Source organism: Runella sp., from assembly GCF_965279615.1.
Classification (GTDB): domain Bacteria; phylum Bacteroidota; class Bacteroidia; order Cytophagales; family Spirosomataceae; genus Runella.
Genome location: NZ_OZ257252.1, coordinates 5,148,452 through 5,168,140 on the forward strand (window position 1 = coordinate 5,148,452; position 19,689 = coordinate 5,168,140).

Genomic DNA, 19,689 nt, shown 5'->3' on the forward strand with positions numbered 1-19,689 from the left:
TTTGTTTAACTGTTTTTTGAAGTGGTTACTTCTTCTCCGGCAACAATACGACTTTGATAAAATTCGTATCATTGAGGTATTTGTTGGCCGTTGCTTTGGTACTTGCCACGGTAATTTTATTCAACTGTTTTTCCCAATCCAACACCGTTTTAGGATCTTCGTTCTTAGAATAGGCGTCGATCAACTGGTTTTGCCAGAAACCGTTTTCTTTGACTTGTACTTCCATTGCACGGCGAGTTTCGGCTTTAAACTTGTCGATGTCGGTTTGAGTAGCTCCGTTTTTCTTAATATCGTCAATGACCGCTAAGGTTTTGGTTGCCAATTCGTCCACGCGCTCAGGACCGGTACCATAACCGATACGGAAGTTGTAACGCGGCGCGGGAACTTTGCCATAGGTTGCACGGGCACCAATACCATATACACCGCTTTCTTTTTCCCGGATCACTTCGATCAACTTGATATTCAGAATCTCTTCCAAAGCATCCAATTGCCAGTTGTTATCATCATTGTACTCATAGTCACCGGTATACACAAGCGAAGCCTGGCTTTTTTGCTCAATCCCTTTGTATACTTTTTTGTCAATTTTTCCTTTAGGCGCACGAATACCCAAGTCGCGGAACGACTCTTTTTTGTTTTGCGAAGGCAACGCAGCTAAGTATTTTTCGAGCAAAGGTTTGATCTGCTCCACTTTGAACGAACCCGTAAAGAAGAACGTAAAATCAGACGCATCGGCAAAACGCTCTTTGTAGATCTCGAAAGCGCGATCAGGGTTTGCCATGTCCCAACGCTCCACACTGATCGGTAAACGACGGAAATTGTAATTCCCTAAAAGCGTACTCAATGTATCCTGAAATACCGCCTCAGGTGACGGCGACGCTTTCATGTTTTGGATGGCCGAACGTTGCGTAGCCATAAATCCTTTGATCACTTCGCTGTCTTTGCGCGGTTTAGTAAAGTACGCATAGATCAATTGCAAAGCGGTTTCCAGATCTTTAGGACTGCTGCTTCCTGTAAACCCTTCTTCGTTTTCACTCACAAAAGGACTGATATTCACCACTTTGCCTGTAAGGTATTTTTTCAGAGCGTTTTGGTTAAATTCACCTACGCCGCTTTCTTCCACTACGGCATCCGAAAGACCGGCGCTCATGAAATCTTTGTCAGAATAAAGAGAAGTACCGCCTTGGCTGCGCGCTCCGATAAGGATCTCATCGTTTTTGAATTCGGTAGGTTTTAAGATCACTTTTACCCCGTTGCTCAATGTAAGTTCAGTCACACCCAATTCGGCTATTTGCTTGGTAGAAGTCGTACGGCCGGCAGCAGGTAAATTTTCGACCAGGGGTTTGTCTACTACTTTGTCTACGTATGCTGTTACGCCTTTTCCTGCTCCGTTGATCCACTCCAATACCTGAGCTTCGGTAGGAAGTTTGGCTTTGTCTTTTTCCGACGCCATAATGATCACCGTACGGTTGTCGGGCGTTAAGTATTTGCTGACCAATGCATTGACTTCTTCGATTTTGATGCCGTCCAATTGTTCTTTCACAAACTCGTAAGAAAATTCAATGCCCGGGACCGGAGTTTCTTCCAAAAAGTTATTCATGTATTCGTTCACATAACTCGCCGACTTGGTTTTGTCTTTCTCTTTGAAACGCTTTTCAACAGCAGTCAGCAATTGTTTTTTGGTACGTTCCAATTCAGTGGCGGTGAAGCCGAAGTTTTTGACACGAACACCTTCGTCCAATACCGCTTTGACGGCTGCTTCCAGATTACCGTCTTTGGCAACTGCAATATTGGCGAATGAGTCATAATCACCGATAAAACCGCCATAACTTGCACCTCCAAACAGGAAAGGAGGATTGGCCTGTTGTTGCAATTCCTGCAAACGCGCCTGCAACATTTGGTTGAATAAGTTACGTTTGAGCGTTTCGCGTGAATCATTCAGCGTTTTTTCTTCCGCTTTCGGCAATTTCGTCACCATTTGGGCGATCATATAAGGCTGCTCAGGATCGGTAACGATGGCTACGCGCGTGCCTTTGAAGTCAGGGATCGGATATTTTCCGAAGGGTTTGGCATTGGTAGCTTTTGGAATGGCACCGAAACGCTCCTTAATGGTTTTCTCCACTTGGTCAATGTCAAAATCACCTACGGCCAAAATGGCCTGCAAGTCAGGACGATACCATGTTTTGTAGAAATTACGGATGGTTTCAGGCGTAAAGTTTTTAAGGATGTCTTCCGTACCGATCACGGTGCGTTTTCCGTACTTGGAATCACCAACTAAGGTAGGAAGCCATTTGTCGCGCATACGCTGTGCTGCGCCTTTGCCTCCGCGAAATTCTTCCAGGATTACCCCGCGTTCCTTATTGATTTCGGAATCTTCCATAGTGATATTGTGCGCCCAATCTTCCAACACGACAAATGCTTTGTTGAAAATATCGGCTGAGTCGGTAGGTACGGGTAGTTGATAAACCGTCTGGTCTTGTCCGGTAAACGCATTGAGGTCGTCGCCAAATTTGATACCGGCGCGTTGGAGATAGTGAACGAGTTCATTTTTGGGGAAACTTTTCGTACCGTTAAACGCCATGTGTTCGGTAAAGTGAGCCAACCCATTTTCTTTGTCTTCTTCCTGAATGGCACCTACTTTATTGACCAAATACAATTCGGCTCTTTTTTTCGGTTCTTCGTTTTTACGAATGTAGTACGTCATGCCATTGGGCAGTTTGCCATAGCGAACTTTCGGATCTAAAGGAATGGGTTTTTTAAGGTCGGTTTGGGAGAAGGCTGCATTTGCCCAACCAAAAACTACCATAAATAGTAGTAACTTTGTTTGTTTCATGGAATCACAAAAGTTTAAATGAAAAATAGGAGTTGAAGATAAAACAAGTTGTTTACGCACATGTTCCCAAATTATTGTGGATAAGTGGTTGAAATCAAGGTTTACTGACCAATTCCTGTTTTTGAGTCAACGAAAGAATTAGTTTTTTGAACAAAGTTATTGATTTAATGTTATTTGACGATAGTTACAGAACAATAGTCACATCCGTTGAAGGTCTTTTTCGTGACAGAGGGAGTAAATTTCTGGCTTTTGCGTATCCCATTCAAAACGAAGAAGACGCAAAACAATGCCTCTTGGCACTGCGTGAACTTCACCCCAAAGCCAATCATCACTGCTACGCTTTCCGCCTTGGATTGGATCGTACTCATTTTCGCGCCAACGACGACGGTGAACCGTCAGGCTCGGCAGGTAAACCTATTTTAAATACGCTTTATGCCCACGACCTTACCAATCTTTTGGTGGTGGTGGTGAGGTATTTCGGCGGTACTTTGTTGGGCGTTCCAGGCTTGATCAACGCCTATAAGGCGGCGACGGAGGAAGCTCTTGGGCAGGCCCAAATTGTAATAAAATACGTCCGCGATGTCTACACACTTACGTACCCTTACGAACAAATGAACGAGGTCATGAAAGTCATAAAAACGTTTGACTTAGTGCCTCAAAAACAACAGTTCGATAACGAATGCAGCCTCCAACTCGAAATCCGTAAAACAATGCTCAATCAGGTTTTAGGAAAACTTGAAAAGATCGAGGCATTGCAATTGGATTTTGAGGGAACGATTTAGTTGGCTGACGGTTTTACAAATTCTTCACTATCCAATCGGTCATCATTTGATAACGGTGACTCAACGTGTTGCCGCCGCTGATGCCGTGAGTGCGATTGGGGTAATAAAAAGTGTCAAATTGCTTCCCTGCTTTGATAAGTGCGTTGACAAAATCAACCGAGTTTTGAAAATGAACGTTATCATCGCCCGTTCCGTGAATGATAAAGAATTTGCCTTTCAATTTATTAACGTGCTGAATCGGCGAATTGTCGTCGTAACCTGAGGCATTATCCTGCGGACGTTTGAGATAGCGTTCAGTATAAACAGTATCATAATACCGCCAGGTAGTCACGGGAGCGGCGGCAATGCCTGCTTTAAAATAATCTGCGCCAACGGTCATGCAGAGAGACGCCATGTAGCCGCCGTAACTGTGGCCGTGAATACCAATGCGTGACGCATCAACGTAAGGCAACGTAGCAAGGTATTTTGCGCCTTCGATCTGATCTTCGGTTTCGTATTTTCCGAGTTGTGGATAAGTTGCGGTACGGAAGGCATTTCCGCGACCGCCCGTTCCGCGCCCATCCACCGATACGATCATATAGCCTTTGCTCGCCAATACCTGAAACCAGTAAAACACCCCTCCGCCCCATGTATCAAGAACGGTTTGTGAACCGGGACCACCATAGACAAACATCAGAACGGGGTATTTTTTGGTGGCATCAAAATCAAGGGGCTTGATCATCCAACCGTTGAGGCTTGTGCCTTGGGTCGTGGTAAATTTGAAAAATTCCTGTTTGGAGATGCGATAATCGGCCAAGCGTGTTCGTAGCCTTTGATTGTCTTCCAATGTACGTACTGCTTTACCCGCCGGTGCCTGATGCAGACTCACCACCAACGGTTCCTGAGCCGATTGATTATAGATCAAATAATAACTGAAATCCGGACTCATGTTTACCGTATTAGAACCTGATTTTTCGGTCAGTTTTACAGGCTGTGGTACAGCAACGGGAAGTGATTTCTTTGAATTTTTGGCAACCGCCGGTGCCGCAAAACGTAAACTGTACAAATGCCTTTCCATCGGTGAAACCATTGAAGAGGTAAAATACAGCGTTTGTGCTTTTTCATCAATACCGACTATATCCGTGACTTCCCAATCGCCGGAAGTCAATGGTTTTATCAATTGGCCGTTCATATTGTATTGGTATAAATGCTTATATCCGCTTCTTTCCGACGATTGAATGAACGATTTGCCGTCGGCCAAGTAGGTAAGGTCATCTGTAAATTCCAGATCGACGTACGTTTTGCTTTCTTCGGTCCACACCGTTTGGGATTTGCCGCTGGCAGCGTCGCAATGAAGAATGTCCAAGCGGTTTTGCAGGCGATTCATACGCTTTACCGACAGTAGATTAGGATTTTGCGTCCATTTGATACGCGGAATGTACTGATCGGTTTCAAAACCTATATCTACTTTGTTTTTTTGATTTGTGACAAGATCGTATACCCATATCTCCACCAAAGAATTGGCCTCGCCCGCTTTTGGATATTTATACCGATAGTCTTTTGGATATAATTCCCCCCATATCTGGAGGTTGTATTCAGGAACGCGTCTTTCATCAAAACGATAAAACGCAATTTTCTTTCCATCGGATGACCAATCAAACGCTTTTGCAAAGCTGAATTCTTCTTCGTACACCCAATCGCAGGCGCCGTTGATGATCTCGTTCCATTTGCCGTCGGTCGTAACAGCTTGTTCATTCATGGTGGCAAGATCGGTCAGGTACACGTTATTGTTGCGGACAAAGGCTATTTTGCTGCCGTCGGGCGACGGCGTGGCGAGCATTTGTTTGCCGTTTTTGGAAAGCTGAACGAGCTTTTTGCTTGCCAGGTCATAAATGTAAAATTCGGCTTTGAACGAGTGGCGATAGATATGCTCAATGCCCGTGGTAAGCACCAACTTACGCTCGTCAGGGCTGAGTTCGTAGCTGTCAAATTGGATGGATTGGTTGGTGCCTTCTACTTTAACGGCTGCCTGATCAAAAAGTGTTTCGACGGCTTCGCCCGTGGCAATACTGTATTTAATGACTTTTCCATTTTGTTGAGTGGTGTAAAAACCGCCCGCTTTCATCCAGTTTACCCCCGACACAGAGCGTGGCGTAAATATGGAGCCTTGTGCACCGTAAATGTCGTTGAGTGTAATGATTTTTTGCTGTGCCTGAGGCGACAAGACAAAAGATAACAGGCTGACTATTAAGGAAATGGCAGAGCGATAATGGGTTGAAGGAAAGGTTTTTATCATGTAAGTGATGAATAAGTGAATGACTATTGCGCACTAAAACACATTGGAGACAAAGATAGGAAAAACAGGACCAACCATTAAATCACCCATTTTGCGTGAAAATCGCCAAAACGATAGCTTTCGGAAAAATAAACAACTATGTTTTTCCATTCAATGAATCCGCTGGTAGAGAAACTGCTCATCGGCATCTTTTTCTTCGCCATTTACTGGTTTATTTTACGCCGCTACAATTCACTTGGGCTGCGCCTTTTTGTCCTGTTTTTCTCCGTCGCGTTGGCGGTATCTTACTGGATCTACGAAGATGAACAAGTGCTGAAAAGCCTTCAAAAAAATGGCCAACATTATGATGCGCTTGTTTTACAAAAGCTAAAGACCAAAGCAGAACACACAACTTCTGCCGATAATACCGTCAAACTGTCATTTAAAACAACCGGCGGAGAAACTATCGAACAATCGACTCACGAATATATTTCCAACGAAGAATACGAGCGTTTTAAAGAAGGGAAAACAATTCCGGTGTTATACGATGCGCAGTCGCGAATCGTTTACGTGAACGAAAGTCTCAACCGGTTTATCAGCGAAAAATGGGTTTTGTACGCAGCAGCGGCATTTTTTGCGTTGGCAGGAGCGATCATAGGGATAGTTGTACGAAAGATCAAAGTAGGCGTAGACGAAGAAACAGGTGACGAATACCTGGAAGTAGACGGAAAAACCATGTTCGATGAACGGAAATCACCGATGATGCGTGCGGCAAAACATGCCAACATCGTTTCAAAAATGTTTCAGGCTTTTGGAAAAGGCTAACTTGGCTCTAAATCTCTTTCGTTTTAAAAAACCTTTTTTTAAGGAAACAAGTATCTTTGGAAGCTCAAAAACGGCCCTTCCAAACCTATGCAAAAGAAAGAACGCTATCGCCTCCTGATTGAACATTTTTCGCAAAAATTCCCTGAAGCCGAAACAGAACTGAACTATTCGAATCCTTTTGAATTATTAGTAGCGGTCATTTTGTCGGCACAATGCACCGACAAGCGCATTAATATGATCACGCCGGCCCTTTTTCAGCGCTACCCTGACCCACAGGCATTGGCCGACAGTACGGTAGATGAAGTATTTCAATACATTCGTTCGGTTTCCTATCCCAACAACAAAGCCAAGCACTTGGTTGGCATGGCTCGGTTGCTGCTCGATAAATTTGACGGCGAAATTCCAAGCACCATTGAAGAACTTCAACTTCTGCCCGGCGTAGGTCGCAAGACGGCCAATGTGATTGTTTCGGTCGTTTATAACCAACCTGCGTTGGCGGTAGATACGCACGTTTTTCGGGTTTCTCACCGCCTTGGATTGGTTTCAAAAACGGCCACTACGCCTTTTGCGGTTGAAAAAGAAGTTGTTAAACATGTTTCTGATGCCATCATTCCCATCTTCCATCATTGGCTGATCTTGCACGGCCGATATGTGTGTTTGGCACGCACTCCTCAATGCGCCAAGTGTGAAATAACGCACGTATGTAAATACTACGAAACGCTTCAAAAAAAGTTGAACCCTGTTAAAAAGAATCAGGAATTCGCGTAGCGAGTTTCAAAAGTGGGTTTTTAGCTTAATTTTGCCCCCTCAAACCAAAGCCCCTTTACAGGAGGGCTCCAAAACAGATGAAACAAGTGTATTTTACAGCCGGGCCGGCTGAGATGTATCCTACGTTTGAGCAACATTTACGGACTGCCATAGAGCAACAACTTGGCTCGATTTCGCACCGCAGTCAGAAGTTTCGGAGTATTTATCAGTTTACGGTAGAGCAGCTTCGTACGTTGATGAATATCCCTGATACGCATGCTGTTCTGTTTACAGGTTCCGCTTCTGAAGTGTGGGAAAGAGTGTTGATGAATTGCGTCGAGCATGAAAGTTTCCATTTGGTCAATGGCTCTTTTTCCAAGAAATTTTACGAATACAGCGTTTCCCTCCGGAAGTATGCGCATAAGCAGGAAAAGCCTTTTGGGGAAGGGTTTGACTATGCCGAAGTGGAAGTGCCGGAATACGCTGAATTGGTGTGTGTGACGCATAACGAGACGAGTTCAGGCGTGCAAATGCGCGAACCGGACATTCATAAATTGAAGCGCAGCAATTCCAAAAAACTCATTGCGGTAGATATCGTCTCGTCGGCTCCGTATCCTGAATTGGATTTCAGCGTGATCGATACGGCATTTTTTTCGGTGCAAAAAGCCTTTGGGTTACCGGCTGGTTTAGGGGTATGGATCGTCAATGAAAAGTGCCTTGCCAAAGCCGAGCGTTTACAGAAATACGAGGACGTAACCATCGGCGCGCACAACAGCCTGCCCATGCTTTGGAAGAACTTTAAAAACTACGAAACTCCTGCAACTCCCAATGTAATAAGTATTTATCTGTTGGGAAAAGTAGCGGAAGACCTGAATAAGATCGGCGCGGAAACGGTTCGCAAACAAACCGAAGATAAATATAAACTGCTCAATAAGTTTGTTGAAACAAGCAAAGCCTTTAGCCCGGCGGTGGCTGAAGAGCGGCACCGTTCACGTACGGTCATTGTAGCCAATACCCGCGTTCCGTCGGCAGAAGTTATTGCGCAGTTAAAACAATCCAATATGGTCATCGGAAGCGGTTACGGACCTTTTAAGGACAGCCAAATTCGCATCGCTAATTTTCCTGCGGTATCCATTGAACAAGTAGATGCGCTGATTGGAGAATTGAAGAAATTGGAAAACTAATAAATGAGGCGGGCGGTTAAAGCCCGCCTCATTTAACATACTTCTTATTTGTGCAGACAAAAGTTTATGGCTTAGTTACTTCACATCCTTTAATTTCAGCGCTGAATAGTGTTTGGCCTTCGGTTTTGAAGCCGGGAGTTAATTCTATGGATTCTTTAGCAGAAAATAACGTGTTGTTTTTAATGACCGGAGCGCCGCTTTTAATAGTACTGCCGGAATAGTACTCGTTACTGTCCGAATAGATATAGCCCGGATTTACGTCTCCATAACACCTTTTTACGTGTACTTCTCCTATTGCCTGACCATAACCGCATACGCTTTCAATGTCGGCTAAAGTATATACATTACCGGGCGTTGACGAAGCCCATATAGGCGTCACTTTTGTGTATGCCTGTATGGTTGTTCCTCCGAAAGTAGTGGGATTTACCACCGTTTTGCCGTCCCAACGAGGAGTGTTGGAGTTGAGTGTTTCGGCTTTCAGGTAGACAGATGAGTTACTGCCATCAACCCATAAAATAGAGGCACCATCCGAAGCGGTCAATTTGACCTGATGGCGTTTATAAATAAAAATTTGAGGCAAACGATAGTTTTTGGCGAAATGACCTTCATTGCTTAAGGGTTCTACCTCAACCCCAAAACCGCCCTCATAGGGCATATCAGGAATTTGGACTGTATAATGAAAAGGGCGCTTTGTGACAACCGGGGCCTCAAATCGAAGGGAATCAGGATATTTCTGAGCATAAGGCGCAATCGGTCTGAAATACACTTTGTAGTCAGTCGGTACATTTTGCGGATTGCCCTCGATAGAGAACATTACATCCACGATACTTTGCTGACATCTTATACCTGCTTCGACAAGTGCGGTTTGGATTCGATAAGGTCTTACCTTGATTTTTACAGTGTCATTCAGGGATGTAACTCCGCAAATATTTTCCAGCGCATTTAATATTAACAGCGTATCGTTGGAGGGCTTTATATTAATGTAAAGACCGTTTACCATGCCGGAGTTATTATTCACGTAGGCGGCATAATTATACCAAGTACTATTGATCTTAACATTATAAGGTTCATTAGAATTAGAAGTGGAAGAGTGTATAATAAGCGGCACACTTTCTCCCTTTAACAGATCAACAGTCTTACTTAAAATGCTGTTTCTGTTTAAATCAAACGTATTCACAAACAGAGAAGCTGTTTGGTTGACTGTAATATATGAGGACGCTTCGCGAAAGGCGGTTGGCAGATTGTCGGCTTCCGTCTGAACCGAAGAGACAACAAATTTGCAGAAATTGTTGTCTGCCGAAACAGGTACATTGGTCGGGATCTGGATGGATAAAATTTTTGACCTGCCTCTGCCTATTTCATAAACGACAGGGACGTAATTGATATATCGTACCAACCGAACTAAATACTCATCTTCTGTAGAAAAAGTCCCGGCAGTTTTTATTTCAATTGTATAGGTGCCTCCCAAACAAACTTGTTTAGGGCTTTTTATGATGAAAATGTTTTTCTGAGCGGTATTGGCAACGGTTATCGTAACCTCCGGAACAGGAAAATTCTCGGTTTTTCCACAGCTGTTTTCGATGGACTTCCAGCGGAAAGAAGTGGTTTGTACAATGAGCGGATTTAACAAAATCTCTCTTGTATGTTCATTGGTGATGCTGAAGACAGATACCGTATCGTCGCGTTGCCCATCGGTAAATATCAAGGAAGCAGGGGACCCTCCTTTGAATAAAAAAAAGAGGTAACCGTTTCCGGGATTTGTCAGCGGAGTAGTTGCCCATGCCGTTACCGGGACAGGTTTTTGAGTCACGTTAATTTGTTGCCAATACAACGAACTTAAAGCTGTCGGGGAATTGGATTCCAGTTGTAATTGAAAATAAAAGGCTGTGGACTCAAAAAACGAAGCTACGGGAATCGTGAATTCCAAACTGTCGGAGGAAATTCGAGTGGTTGGCAATGACAAAACGGTGCCGTTGCTCAGATGAAGTTTAGCGGTAAAAACTGTATTATTAGTAAACAAAAGAGATGATTTAATTTTTAACTTTAGTTTTTCGCTTTCGCAGTATATAAGCTTTGATAAGTTTTCAATGTAAAAATCGCTTTTTACAATCAGTGCCCGTTCTCCCGAAACCGTATATTCCTGAGAAATTCCGCAAGTTGTTATCAATGAATCCACTCGATAATAATGTGTTTTTTCAGGATTTAACAAAACGTCGGCGTAATATCCGGAGCTTGAACCACTATAGCTATTAAAGTTATTGACAATGGTACCGTCTGAGAGTTTGAGTGTCAAAGGCCTGTTGGAGTCTGAAGCTCCAATACTGTTTATTCTAAGCCTTACCTCTTTTTTGTAATCTATCGGATTAGTGGCTTCTATTGGCCAATTCAATTCAATTTTTTGAGATTCTTTTATGTAAATCGGAACAAAATCGGTCGCTGCGTCAGGGACAGTTGATCTTATTCGTACAAAATATGTTCCCGGCGAAAAAGAGTTTGCCAGAGTGGTTGTAAAGCTGCGGGCATCCATAACTGTTGTAGGAAGTTGCGTGATCGTATCGCCTTTGATATTGGCGATCTCAATCACTGCCTGTTCAGGATTAAGTTCACCTGTGTAATCTATATTGACGTTAATTTTTCGATCCTCGCAAATTGCTTTGGGGTATACGGATGTTATTTTCAGTTTAAATGGATTTACCTTAACTGTAATGGTATTGGGCGGCAATACTTTTCCAATCCCACAATTGTTCTGAATTTTAACCAGTTGATAAACAGTTGTTTGATTAGGAGACAATCCCCATTCTCCTCCTAAGTACCAGAGGGTGCTGTCAGCCAATTTACCGATAACATTACCATCGCCTCGGTATAATTTAAGACCTACATACCGCCCTTGCCCCGGATTAGTATATTCATTAGGAAATCTTGAAATAGGAAAAACGTCAACAGCTTGCATAGGTTTTTCCAGTTGAATAGTAGGCAAAAGGCCAACATCAAAGTGTTTTTCATTGCTGACAACTACAGGGTTAGTAGAGCTAATACTTGCGATGGAAAACAATTTCCATTCTCGGTTCTTCTCAGCATATAATTTAGGTAATTGAAATTGCAAAGGAGAGGAAGTATTACTGGCAGTTATATAAATAGTGGTATCTCTTGGACCTGAATTTTCCTTAAGTTTAAGTACAAATTTATTATCAGGTTCCCATGAGCCTGACAATGATACAGGAACGCTAATGATTGACCCTGCACAAAGAGAGTAGAAATTGTCGGAAGTTATAGAAATAGACTGGCTATTGGCAGAAATAGTGTATAGGGTTGTTAAATAAAATAAGACTACCCAATTAATGCGAATCTTATTCGCCATTGATATTAAATTTTAGTGGAAGATTTATGGCTATATTAATATAATAAAGTTGTTTTTGGTATACTTTATACCGTTTTATGCGCCAAAAAACTATTTTTTTTAGAATCTTATTAAAAAGATGATTTTACAATTGAATTATTAAAATTAGTACTTTTCAAGCGTCAATAACCGAACCACTTCCTCATGTTGTGGATAAGTTGTTAATAAATCCGCCCGTTCTGCCAATTCAAAATCAGCAAAATCAAAGCCCGGTGCTACGGTGCAGCCTACCAACGAATACGCACTGTCGGCCGCAGGTTTGGACCCAAACCATGTTCCCGCCGGAACTACTGCCTGAAATACTTCTCCGTTGTCGGGGTTTGGACCTAATTTGATGATTTCAAGGCTGCCTTCTGTGTGAATAACATACACATTCAAAGGCCCGCCTGCGTAGAAATGCCACATTTCATCGGCCTGAATGCGGTGCAAGGCAGAGAAATGATGATTTTCCAGTAAGAAATAAATCCCGGTGCTGAAGCTCCTGTTGCCCGAAAAACGAGATGGAAGCGCGCCTTTTGAGATAATTTCTGCAGAGCGATACGTTTCAGTAAAATAGCCTCCTTCGGGATGCGTTTGCATTTGGTATTTTTCAACCCAATAATTTGCCGGTTTCATCATCAATTCCAAATTTCGTTGCTTTCGGTTAAAATGACGGGCTTGCCGTCGGTGATCATGATGGTATGTTCGTGTTGAGCCACAAAACTGCCGTCATTGGTTACGAACGTCCAACCATCGCCATTTTGGTGCGCTAAAGAGGCTCGGGTTGAAATGAATGTTTCGACAGCCACGATGGAGTTTTTTCTGAAACGACCCGTATTGAAACGGTCGTAAAAACAAGGGATTTCGTTGGGGGCCTCATGCAAACTTCTTCCCACGCCGTGCCCTACCAGGTTCCTGATGACCCGATAGCCTGACTTTTTAGCTTCAGTTTCAATCAGTTTTCCAATGTCAGCAATTCTGACACCTCCTTTTATTTGGTGAATGGCTTTGTGAAGGATCTGCTTTGAAGCGTTGACAAGGCGTAAATGATTATTTTTATCTTCTCCCAATACAAAAGAGCCGCCGTTGTCAGCCCAAAATCCCCCCAATTCAGCCGAAACGTCAATATTAACGAGATCGCCTTCGTTCAAAATCTTTCTTTCAGACGGAATACCGTGAGCTACTTCGTTGTTTAGGCTGATACACGTCCAACCCGGAAAACCATACGTAAGTCGCGGTGCCGACTTCGCGCCGAATGTCTGTAAGATTTCACCGCCATAATCATCCAATTCTTTCGCGGTCATGCCGGGGCGGGCGTATTCACGCATTTTTTTGAGTGTCGTGCCGACGGCTTCGCTGATTTTTTGCATACCGACGAGTTCGGCAGGATTGGTGATGGACATGATATTATTACAGTATATAATTGATCAATATGAGACATTATTCATTAAAAATAACATCGCTTTTGATCAGGCCGGTTACATTGAAGGTAGGAATGATGAAACGATTGAATGTGGTATTTTCAGTTTTTGCGTGAAGAACGCCTCTCAACGTTCCAATAGTAAGCATGGCCAAATGCGTGGCAAAACCTTGTGGAATTACGACAGTATTGAAGTCATACTTTCCAAATTGTGCCCAATCATTCGGTGCAATAGTGAAGTAACAGGCTACTTTAAGGATGATGAAAGGCTTGTTTTCCTGCTCAAAACGAAAAAGCATACTAACCATGATCCGTTTATTTTGCTTATCAATGCCAAAATTTAATTCAGGCTTTAATTTTACCTCTTTACCTTCTTCAAAGGAGCCGGGGATTAGAGCGAATTGCTCTGTTATTATTTTGAAAAGGTTGAACTCAATGATTTTTTCTATGTTTTCCATTATGCTGCCATCGCGTAAGAATATTCTCCTGCTTTTTGCGCGCTCCATTCAGTCATCTCCTGTTGTAGGATAGTCATTTGTTCATTAACTAATTCTTTTGAACTGAAACTGAATGTGTCTGCAAGTTCAAGTTGCTCATGTACATTCGTAATAATATAATCATTAGCGAGCTCAATCAATGGAATATTTAACGCTTTTTCCAAACGACTAATCGTCTCAAGGGTTAAGTTTTCAATCCCTTTTGCTATTTTGTTTATATGTTGAGGACTCACTTCCATCCGCTCAGCAAGTTCTTTTTGTGAGCTTGGATAGATAGAATTAATCTTATTCTCCCGTAAAGTGCGAAGTAATTTTAAAGCAATTTTAGCAGAGCGCTCAAGCCACTCCTGATTGTTTTCATAATATATACCATCATCCATCCAAGTAGTATCTACTTGGGCGATTTGATTTAGGTTCTCAATAAGTTGTTGATTTTTCATGATTTTCAGTAGTCAAATTCAACAAATCCAAAATCTGATTCATCAGTTAGTCCATTCTCTATTAAAAAACGTTTGGTCATTTCCAGTTTTTGAAGTTCAGCCTGTAAATGAGGCCTTTCATTCATGGTTTGAGTAAGTTTGATAGCGCCTCCTGATATTACATAAGTATTTTCACTAATTCTTACAGCGTATATTCTCAACCAATCAGCTTGTGATTTTTCTTTAGAAAGTGACTTCAATTTATACTCGCTGTTATTGAGTGGTCGAAAAATAAACTGCAATTTCTCCGAATTTGGATTTTGAATTAATTGCAGGAAATTATTTCTAAAGAGAACTGCTTGTTTTCTTGTCCTTTGTATCGCTTCTTCGATACTTATTGAACTATAAAATTTACTATTTAAATCAGCTTTATTTTCTTCAAAAAAGGCTTCTAAATAAGCAATGTCAGAAATCCATTGGTCAAAAAGTCGTTTGAATTCCATGACTTCTCCATCATAAGCCACAGAGAACAAGGTACTTTTTTGGATTGTAAAAATACCGCTAATTTCCATTAAATAAACTTAAAAGTTGATTTTTTCAATTACACCATATTCGACAACCAACTTTTCAAATTGTTCCAGCAACTTCAATGTGCGCGGACCGGGTTTTCCATCACCCACGATTTGGCGACCGATTTGCACTACCGGCATCACCCACTTGGTAGTACTGGTGGTAAAAGCCTCGTCGGCGTCTTCCAATTCTTCCACTTTGAGCGGGCGAATTTCCACGTTAAATTCCTTTTCGGCCAATTCCAACACCACACGACGTGTGATACCGTGTAAGATATTTTGGTCGGGCGTAATGAGTGTATCTCCTTTGAAAATGAAGAAATTACTGCGCGTCAACTCGCTAACTTCACCGTCTTTGTGATACAAAAGATCCGCTGCGCCCTGCGATTTCATTTCGGCGGCCAGACGGATCATGTGGAGATAATTGGTGCTTTTGAGTTCGGGCAGATCGCGCACAAACTCGTATGGCAATACTTTTATACCTCTGAAACGTCCTTCGGGATTGTCTTTGGGAAGGTTTTCGGCAATGATCAGAAAATTGGGTTCCACCACACTGACGCTGTCGGGCGAATAGCCGCCTGTTAGTACAAAACGGTATGAAATATCAGGTTTGTCGGCCAGACGATAAAGTTCTGCTAAAATATCCGCCGTCTGAGTCTGCGTAAGCGCAACGGGTAAGCGAAGCACTTCGGCCGAACGGGTAAAGCGCGCCCAATACCAATCCCACTGAAAAGGAACGCCGTTATAGGTGCGGAAGTAGTCAAACAACCCGTAGCCGCGCAATAAAGCAAGATCGTTGATTTTAACAGAAGCCTGTTCGACAGGTATAATGTAGCCGTTGAAGTAGCAATGCATGGTGATAGAAGATGTCTAAGATGAGTAAATGCAAAGATAAGATTTTTGGCATTAACCTTAATTAACATTGTTTCAACGACCATTAACCTGATTGTGCCAAAAGCCGACGTAGTTTTGTCCCGTAATCATTCAGAACCCATTACAGCCATGAGTTATTTGTATAAATTCGTTACAATGAGCACCCGGCAGAACACAACGTTGGCAGAAGGCAAAAAAGAAATGTCTTTCTATCAGCGTTACGCCCTGCCGGGGCTTTTTTTTCTTTTCCTTTCCTCGGCCTCTTTTGCCCAAAAATTGACCATTAAAGGAACATTACGTGATACGGCCAATCGCCCGTTGGAAGGTGCAACGGTGATGCTGCTCGACGGAAAAGATACTTCTCTGGTTTCATTTTCAAGATCACAAGCTACGGGAGCGTTTGAATTTAAAAATGTGGCCAATGCAACCTATTTCCTGAAAGCTACCTATATGGGCCTGCAACCTTTGAATCAAACCATCGCGCCTCAAAGTACAGAATTGTTGGATTTGGGGTCGATTCAAATGGCGCCTGTTCCCAAAGATCTGAAAGAAGTGGTCATCAAAGGCGAGCGCGATCCCGTCACCATTAAACAGGATACCATTGAGTACAATGCCGGATCATTCAAAGTGCAGCCCAACGCCGCCGTAGAAGATTTGCTTAAACGTCTGCCGGGTGTGGAAGTGGACCGCGACGGAACGGTACGTGCTCAAGGACAGCAGGTACGACGGGTAACCGTAGATGGCAAAGAGTTTTTTGGCCGTGATCCCAAAATGGCAACAAAAAACCTCCCCGCCGATGCCGTAGACAAAGTGCAGGTATTTGATCGAAAATCAGATCAGGCTCAGTTTACCGGCATTGATGACGGTCAACGCGAAAAAACAATAAACCTGTCGTTGAAAGAAGAAAAGAAAAAAGGGATTTTTGGCAATGTTACTGCCGGCGTGGGGGATGACAGTCGCTATTCACTCAAAGCCAATTTTAACCGTTTCAGCAAAACCCGCCAACTGTCGTTTTTGGGAATGGCCAATAACATCAATCAGCAGGGCTTTTCGATTGACGATTACATGAACTTTACGGGAGCATCGCAACGCATGATGTCGGGCGGGGGTGTTCGTTTGCAGTTCAATTCAGACGATGATTCGTCTATTCCGCTAAACTTTGGCGGGCGTAATAACGGATTTGTTACCTCAGGTGGTGCGGGATTGAATTACAATGATAGACTCAGCAAAAAGACCGAACTGCAAAGTAATTATTTCTACAACCAACTGGATCAATTGATTGAACGTGAGACCAATCGAGAGAGCTTCTTGCCAACGGGGAATTTTAAAACTACCCAAAATACGGCTCAAAAAACGACCAACGCTACGCATCGAGGCAACCTAACGCTTGATCATAAAATAGATTCACTCAACTCGCTGAAATGGACCAATAATTTTAACTATTCCAAAAATTCGTCCAATACGGGAAGCAGCAGCAGTTCAATAAATGGAACCGGCATGCTTGAAAATGAAGGTACGAGACAATCAAACGCCCAAGGAGACAATTGGAAAATAAACTCTGAATTATTGTGGCGACATAAGTTTGGCAAAAAAGGAAGAACGCTGTCAACCAACTTTATTTTAGGGCTTGAACAAAGCGACCGTGATGGAACATTACACGCAGTCAATAGTTTCTATAACCCAACAGGACAAAAAACTCGGATAGATACTTTGCGACAAACAAATACGCAAACAAATGACCGACAAAGCTACGGAGTGACTGCTTCTTACACCGAGCCACTCGGCAAACGCAGGTACCTGGAAGTGAATTACGCCCTGAATCTTACCCAAAACGACGTAAACCGACAAGTGTTTGATGTTAACGGTGAAGGACGCGCGCCGAGTTTCAATACGAAATTAAGCAATCAATTCCGTAACGATTTTACGTACCAACGAGGTGGAGTGAATTTTCGGGTGAACGATAAGAAATACAATTTCTCAACGGGTGTAAGTGTGCAGCAATCGGCATTGGATGGCGATTTGATCTTACAGAATACGCACATCGAACGCACGTTTGTGAATATATTGCCCAATGTACGTTATCAATACAATTTCGCCGCTAATCGTAACCTCAACCTGACGTACGATACCGATGTGCGCGAACCAAGCATTCAGCAACTTTCGCCCATCGTAGATAACAGCGATCCGCTCAATATCGTAACCGGCAATCCAAGCTTGCGCCCTGAATACAATCACCGCCTGAATCTGAATTTCTTCAATTTTAATCAGCTCAATTTCAGTAACTTTTTTGCCTTTACCAACCTGACCTATACGACAAACAAAATTGCCAACGCACAACAGGTAGATGCCAATTTGGTAAGAACGTATCGTCCCGTTAACGTAAAAGACGACTATACGCTTCTCACCAATATTTCAAAAGGATTTCGAATAAAGGCGATTGGCACGAAGGTTAATTTTTCCACCAATTTAATGTTGAATCGGGGCATTACGCCGGTCAATGACGTAGACAACCGCACGCGTCGCCTCGAAAGCCGAAATACACTTCGTCTGGAATACCGCTACAAAGAGATTCTTGACCTGTCTACCAGCGCGGCCATTACCTATAACAAAACGTCGTATTCGGTCAATCCCAATCTGAATCAATCGTTTGTGAATCAAAACTATGATGTGGAAGGCAATCTGAAAGTGACCAAAACACTTAACCTCACCTCAACGTTGGATTACAGCATTTACAATTTTGCGGGCTCTGACTTTAATGCAAAAGTACCTATCTGGAATGCCTCCGTCTCTAAGTTTTTCCTGAAAGGAAACCGCGGAGAGTTGAAGTTTTCGGTGGTCGATATGCTCAATCGCAACGTTGGTATCAACCGCATTGCGCAGAGCAATTTCGTACAGGATGAGCGAATTCGTTCGTTGGGCCGCTATTTTCTCTTAAGCTTTACGTACAGCCTCAAAAGCTTTATGGGCGGAATGCCAACGGGCGGAATGCGCGTGATACGCCAAGGCTAAACCTCACCCCCCTGCCCCTCTCCTTAAACAAGGAGAGGGGTGATACTGTTTATCCCTTCTCCTTATTAAGGAGAAGGGTGCCCGGAGGGCGGGATGAGGTGCCGGTAGCGATGAGATTAAAATAGATCCTTTAAAAATAAATAACCAATCATAAACCAATGAAAAAGACCGTTTTAAGTTTAATTTTGACACTTTCTTTGTTAAAAGCATTCAGTCAGCAGAACGAAGGAATACTATTGTATGACCAAAAGATCAACATGCACAAACGCATGCAGGATGAGTCTATGAAGGCAATGGTACCGGAGTTTCGTACCAACAAAATGCAACTCATGATTCGCGCTACAGAGTCATTATTTAAAGCAGCGGCTCAGCCGAATGAAGAAGAAGAGAACAGTGATGCCAATGGTACTACCGTAAGAATGGTCATCCGCGTTCCTCAAAATGAAACGTATCGTAACTACGAAACCCAAAAATCCGTAGAATTGCGAGAATTGGCGGGACAGAAGTTTTTGATCGAAGATTCATTGCGTCGTATGCCGTGGAAATTGGCGGGAGAAACCAAAAAAATCCAGGGATACGATTGTATGAAAGCAACGATGACCAACAAAGCCACCAATCAGCCCATCGTGGCGTGGTTTACAGAAGCCATTCCGGTACCGAGCGGACCGGCGGGCTTTGGTGGATTGCCGGGATTGATCTTAGAAGTTGACGTCAATGAAGGTGATATGATCTATAGTTTGACAAAAGCAGAATTCAAGAAATTAGCGGCCGGAGACATTAAACTACCCTCGGGCGGCAAAAAAATCACCGAAGCGGAATTTACCAAAAAACGCGATGAATTCATGAAAGAAATGGGCGGCCAAGGTGGAATTCGAATTATTCGTAACTAACCTTGTGTTACTGA

General features: G+C 43.0%; 15 protein-coding genes. 6 read left to right on the top strand and 9 right to left on the bottom strand.

Annotation, left to right across the window (positions count from 1 at the left end):
- Window positions 1-25 precede the first annotated feature (25 nt).
- A complete protein-coding gene (locus ACQY73_RS21685; protein ID WP_428654872.1) occupies window positions 26-2,830 on the bottom strand; it encodes a M16 family metallopeptidase in 2,805 nt (934 codons plus the stop codon).
- Between the two features lie 167 nt (window positions 2,831-2,997).
- On the opposite strand from ACQY73_RS21685, the gene ACQY73_RS21690 reads away from it, so the two are divergent.
- Window positions 2,998-3,612 (top strand): IMPACT family protein, encoded by a 615-nt coding sequence (locus ACQY73_RS21690; RefSeq protein ID WP_428654875.1) that lies wholly within the window; start codon window positions 2,998-3,000, stop codon window positions 3,610-3,612.
- Between the two features lie 13 nt (window positions 3,613-3,625).
- Here ACQY73_RS21690 and ACQY73_RS21695 read toward each other — a convergent pair whose 3' ends face one another.
- Window positions 3,626-5,887, bottom strand: coding sequence for a S9 family peptidase (locus ACQY73_RS21695; protein WP_428654877.1), 2,262 nt, complete (start codon window positions 5,885-5,887; stop codon window positions 3,626-3,628).
- 138 nt (window positions 5,888-6,025) lie between these two features.
- Between ACQY73_RS21695 and ACQY73_RS21700 the strand changes: the two genes are divergently transcribed.
- The 3 genes from ACQY73_RS21700 (at window position 6,026) to ACQY73_RS21710 (ending at window position 8,622) form a co-directional block, all read left to right on the top strand.
- Window positions 6,026-6,691 (top strand): hypothetical protein, encoded by a 666-nt coding sequence (locus ACQY73_RS21700; RefSeq protein WP_428654878.1) that lies wholly within the window; start codon window positions 6,026-6,028, stop codon window positions 6,689-6,691.
- 87 nt (window positions 6,692-6,778) lie between these two features.
- Window positions 6,779-7,459, top strand: coding sequence for an endonuclease III (gene nth, locus ACQY73_RS21705; RefSeq protein ID WP_428654880.1), 681 nt, complete (start codon window positions 6,779-6,781; stop codon window positions 7,457-7,459).
- Window positions 7,460-7,536: 77 nt separating this feature from the next.
- Complete coding sequence (locus ACQY73_RS21710; protein WP_428654882.1) at window positions 7,537-8,622, top strand: aminotransferase class V-fold PLP-dependent enzyme; 1,086 nt, start codon at window positions 7,537-7,539, stop codon at window positions 8,620-8,622.
- Window positions 8,623-8,686: 64 nt separating this feature from the next.
- Here ACQY73_RS21710 and ACQY73_RS21715 read toward each other — a convergent pair whose 3' ends face one another.
- From ACQY73_RS21715 to ACQY73_RS21745, 7 genes are all read right to left on the bottom strand, one after another.
- Window positions 8,687-11,980, bottom strand: a complete 3,294-nt coding sequence (locus tag ACQY73_RS21715; protein WP_428654884.1) for a 3-coathanger stack domain-containing protein — start codon at window positions 11,978-11,980, stop codon at window positions 8,687-8,689.
- A 144-nt stretch (window positions 11,981-12,124) separates the two neighbouring features.
- Window positions 12,125-12,634, bottom strand: coding sequence for a cupin domain-containing protein (locus ACQY73_RS21720; RefSeq protein ID WP_428668517.1), 510 nt, complete (start codon window positions 12,632-12,634; stop codon window positions 12,125-12,127).
- A gap of 2 nt (window positions 12,635-12,636) precedes the next feature.
- On the bottom strand, window positions 12,637-13,401 hold the full coding sequence (map, locus tag ACQY73_RS21725; RefSeq protein WP_428654886.1) for a type I methionyl aminopeptidase: 765 nt from the start codon (window positions 13,399-13,401) through the stop codon (window positions 12,637-12,639).
- A 37-nt stretch (window positions 13,402-13,438) separates the two neighbouring features.
- Window positions 13,439-13,876 carry a hypothetical protein gene (locus tag ACQY73_RS21730; RefSeq protein WP_428654888.1) on the bottom strand — a complete coding sequence of 146 codons (438 nt, stop codon included), beginning with the start codon at window positions 13,874-13,876 and terminating at the stop codon, window positions 13,439-13,441.
- Window positions 13,876-14,355: a helix-turn-helix domain-containing protein gene (locus ACQY73_RS21735; RefSeq protein WP_428654890.1), complete on the bottom strand. Its 480-nt coding sequence runs from the start codon at window positions 14,353-14,355 to the stop codon at window positions 13,876-13,878. The genes ACQY73_RS21730 and ACQY73_RS21735 overlap by 1 nt, the downstream gene beginning before the upstream one ends.
- Before the next feature lie 5 nt (window positions 14,356-14,360).
- A complete protein-coding gene (locus tag ACQY73_RS21740; RefSeq protein ID WP_428654892.1) occupies window positions 14,361-14,906 on the bottom strand; it encodes a hypothetical protein in 546 nt (181 codons plus the stop codon).
- Between the two features lie 9 nt (window positions 14,907-14,915).
- Window positions 14,916-15,758, bottom strand: a complete 843-nt coding sequence (locus ACQY73_RS21745; RefSeq protein WP_428654894.1) for an aminotransferase class IV — start codon at window positions 15,756-15,758, stop codon at window positions 14,916-14,918.
- A 45-nt stretch (window positions 15,759-15,803) separates the two neighbouring features.
- Here ACQY73_RS21745 and ACQY73_RS21750 point away from each other — a divergent pair, with 45 nt between their 5' ends.
- Window positions 15,804-18,785 (top strand): outer membrane beta-barrel protein, encoded by a 2,982-nt coding sequence (locus tag ACQY73_RS21750; RefSeq protein ID WP_428654895.1) that lies wholly within the window; start codon window positions 15,804-15,806, stop codon window positions 18,783-18,785.
- Window positions 18,786-18,943: 158 nt separating this feature from the next.
- Window positions 18,944-19,675 (top strand): GLPGLI family protein, encoded by a 732-nt coding sequence (locus tag ACQY73_RS21755; RefSeq protein WP_428654897.1) that lies wholly within the window; start codon window positions 18,944-18,946, stop codon window positions 19,673-19,675.
- The last annotated feature ends 14 nt before the right edge of the window (window positions 19,676-19,689 follow it).

Coding starts and splice junctions, on each gene's coding strand:
- ACQY73_RS21695 (WP_428654877.1), bottom strand. CDS start 5,887: ATGATAAAAACCTTTCCTTCAACCCATTATCGCTCTGCCATTTCCTTA.
- ACQY73_RS21745 (WP_428654894.1), bottom strand. CDS start 15,758: ATGCATTGCTACTTCAACGGCTACATTATACCTGTCGAACAGGCTTCT.
- nth (WP_428654880.1), top strand. CDS start 6,779: ATGCAAAAGAAAGAACGCTATCGCCTCCTGATTGAACATTTTTCGCAA.
- ACQY73_RS21710 (WP_428654882.1), top strand. CDS start 7,537: ATGAAACAAGTGTATTTTACAGCCGGGCCGGCTGAGATGTATCCTACG.
- ACQY73_RS21730 (WP_428654888.1), bottom strand. CDS start 13,876: ATGGAAAACATAGAAAAAATCATTGAGTTCAACCTTTTCAAAATAATA.
- map (WP_428654886.1), bottom strand. CDS start 13,401: ATGTCCATCACCAATCCTGCCGAACTCGTCGGTATGCAAAAAATCAGC.
- ACQY73_RS21740 (WP_428654892.1), bottom strand. CDS start 14,906: ATGGAAATTAGCGGTATTTTTACAATCCAAAAAAGTACCTTGTTCTCT.
- ACQY73_RS21720 (WP_428668517.1), bottom strand. CDS start 12,634: ATGAAACCGGCAAATTATTGGGTTGAAAAATACCAAATGCAAACGCAT.
- ACQY73_RS21700 (WP_428654878.1), top strand. CDS start 6,026: ATGTTTTTCCATTCAATGAATCCGCTGGTAGAGAAACTGCTCATCGGC.
- ACQY73_RS21690 (WP_428654875.1), top strand. CDS start 2,998: ATGTTATTTGACGATAGTTACAGAACAATAGTCACATCCGTTGAAGGT.
- ACQY73_RS21735 (WP_428654890.1), bottom strand. CDS start 14,355: ATGAAAAATCAACAACTTATTGAGAACCTAAATCAAATCGCCCAAGTA.
- ACQY73_RS21685 (WP_428654872.1), bottom strand. CDS start 2,830: ATGAAACAAACAAAGTTACTACTATTTATGGTAGTTTTTGGTTGGGCA.
- ACQY73_RS21715 (WP_428654884.1), bottom strand. CDS start 11,980: ATGGCGAATAAGATTCGCATTAATTGGGTAGTCTTATTTTATTTAACA.
- ACQY73_RS21755 (WP_428654897.1), top strand. CDS start 18,944: ATGAAAAAGACCGTTTTAAGTTTAATTTTGACACTTTCTTTGTTAAAA.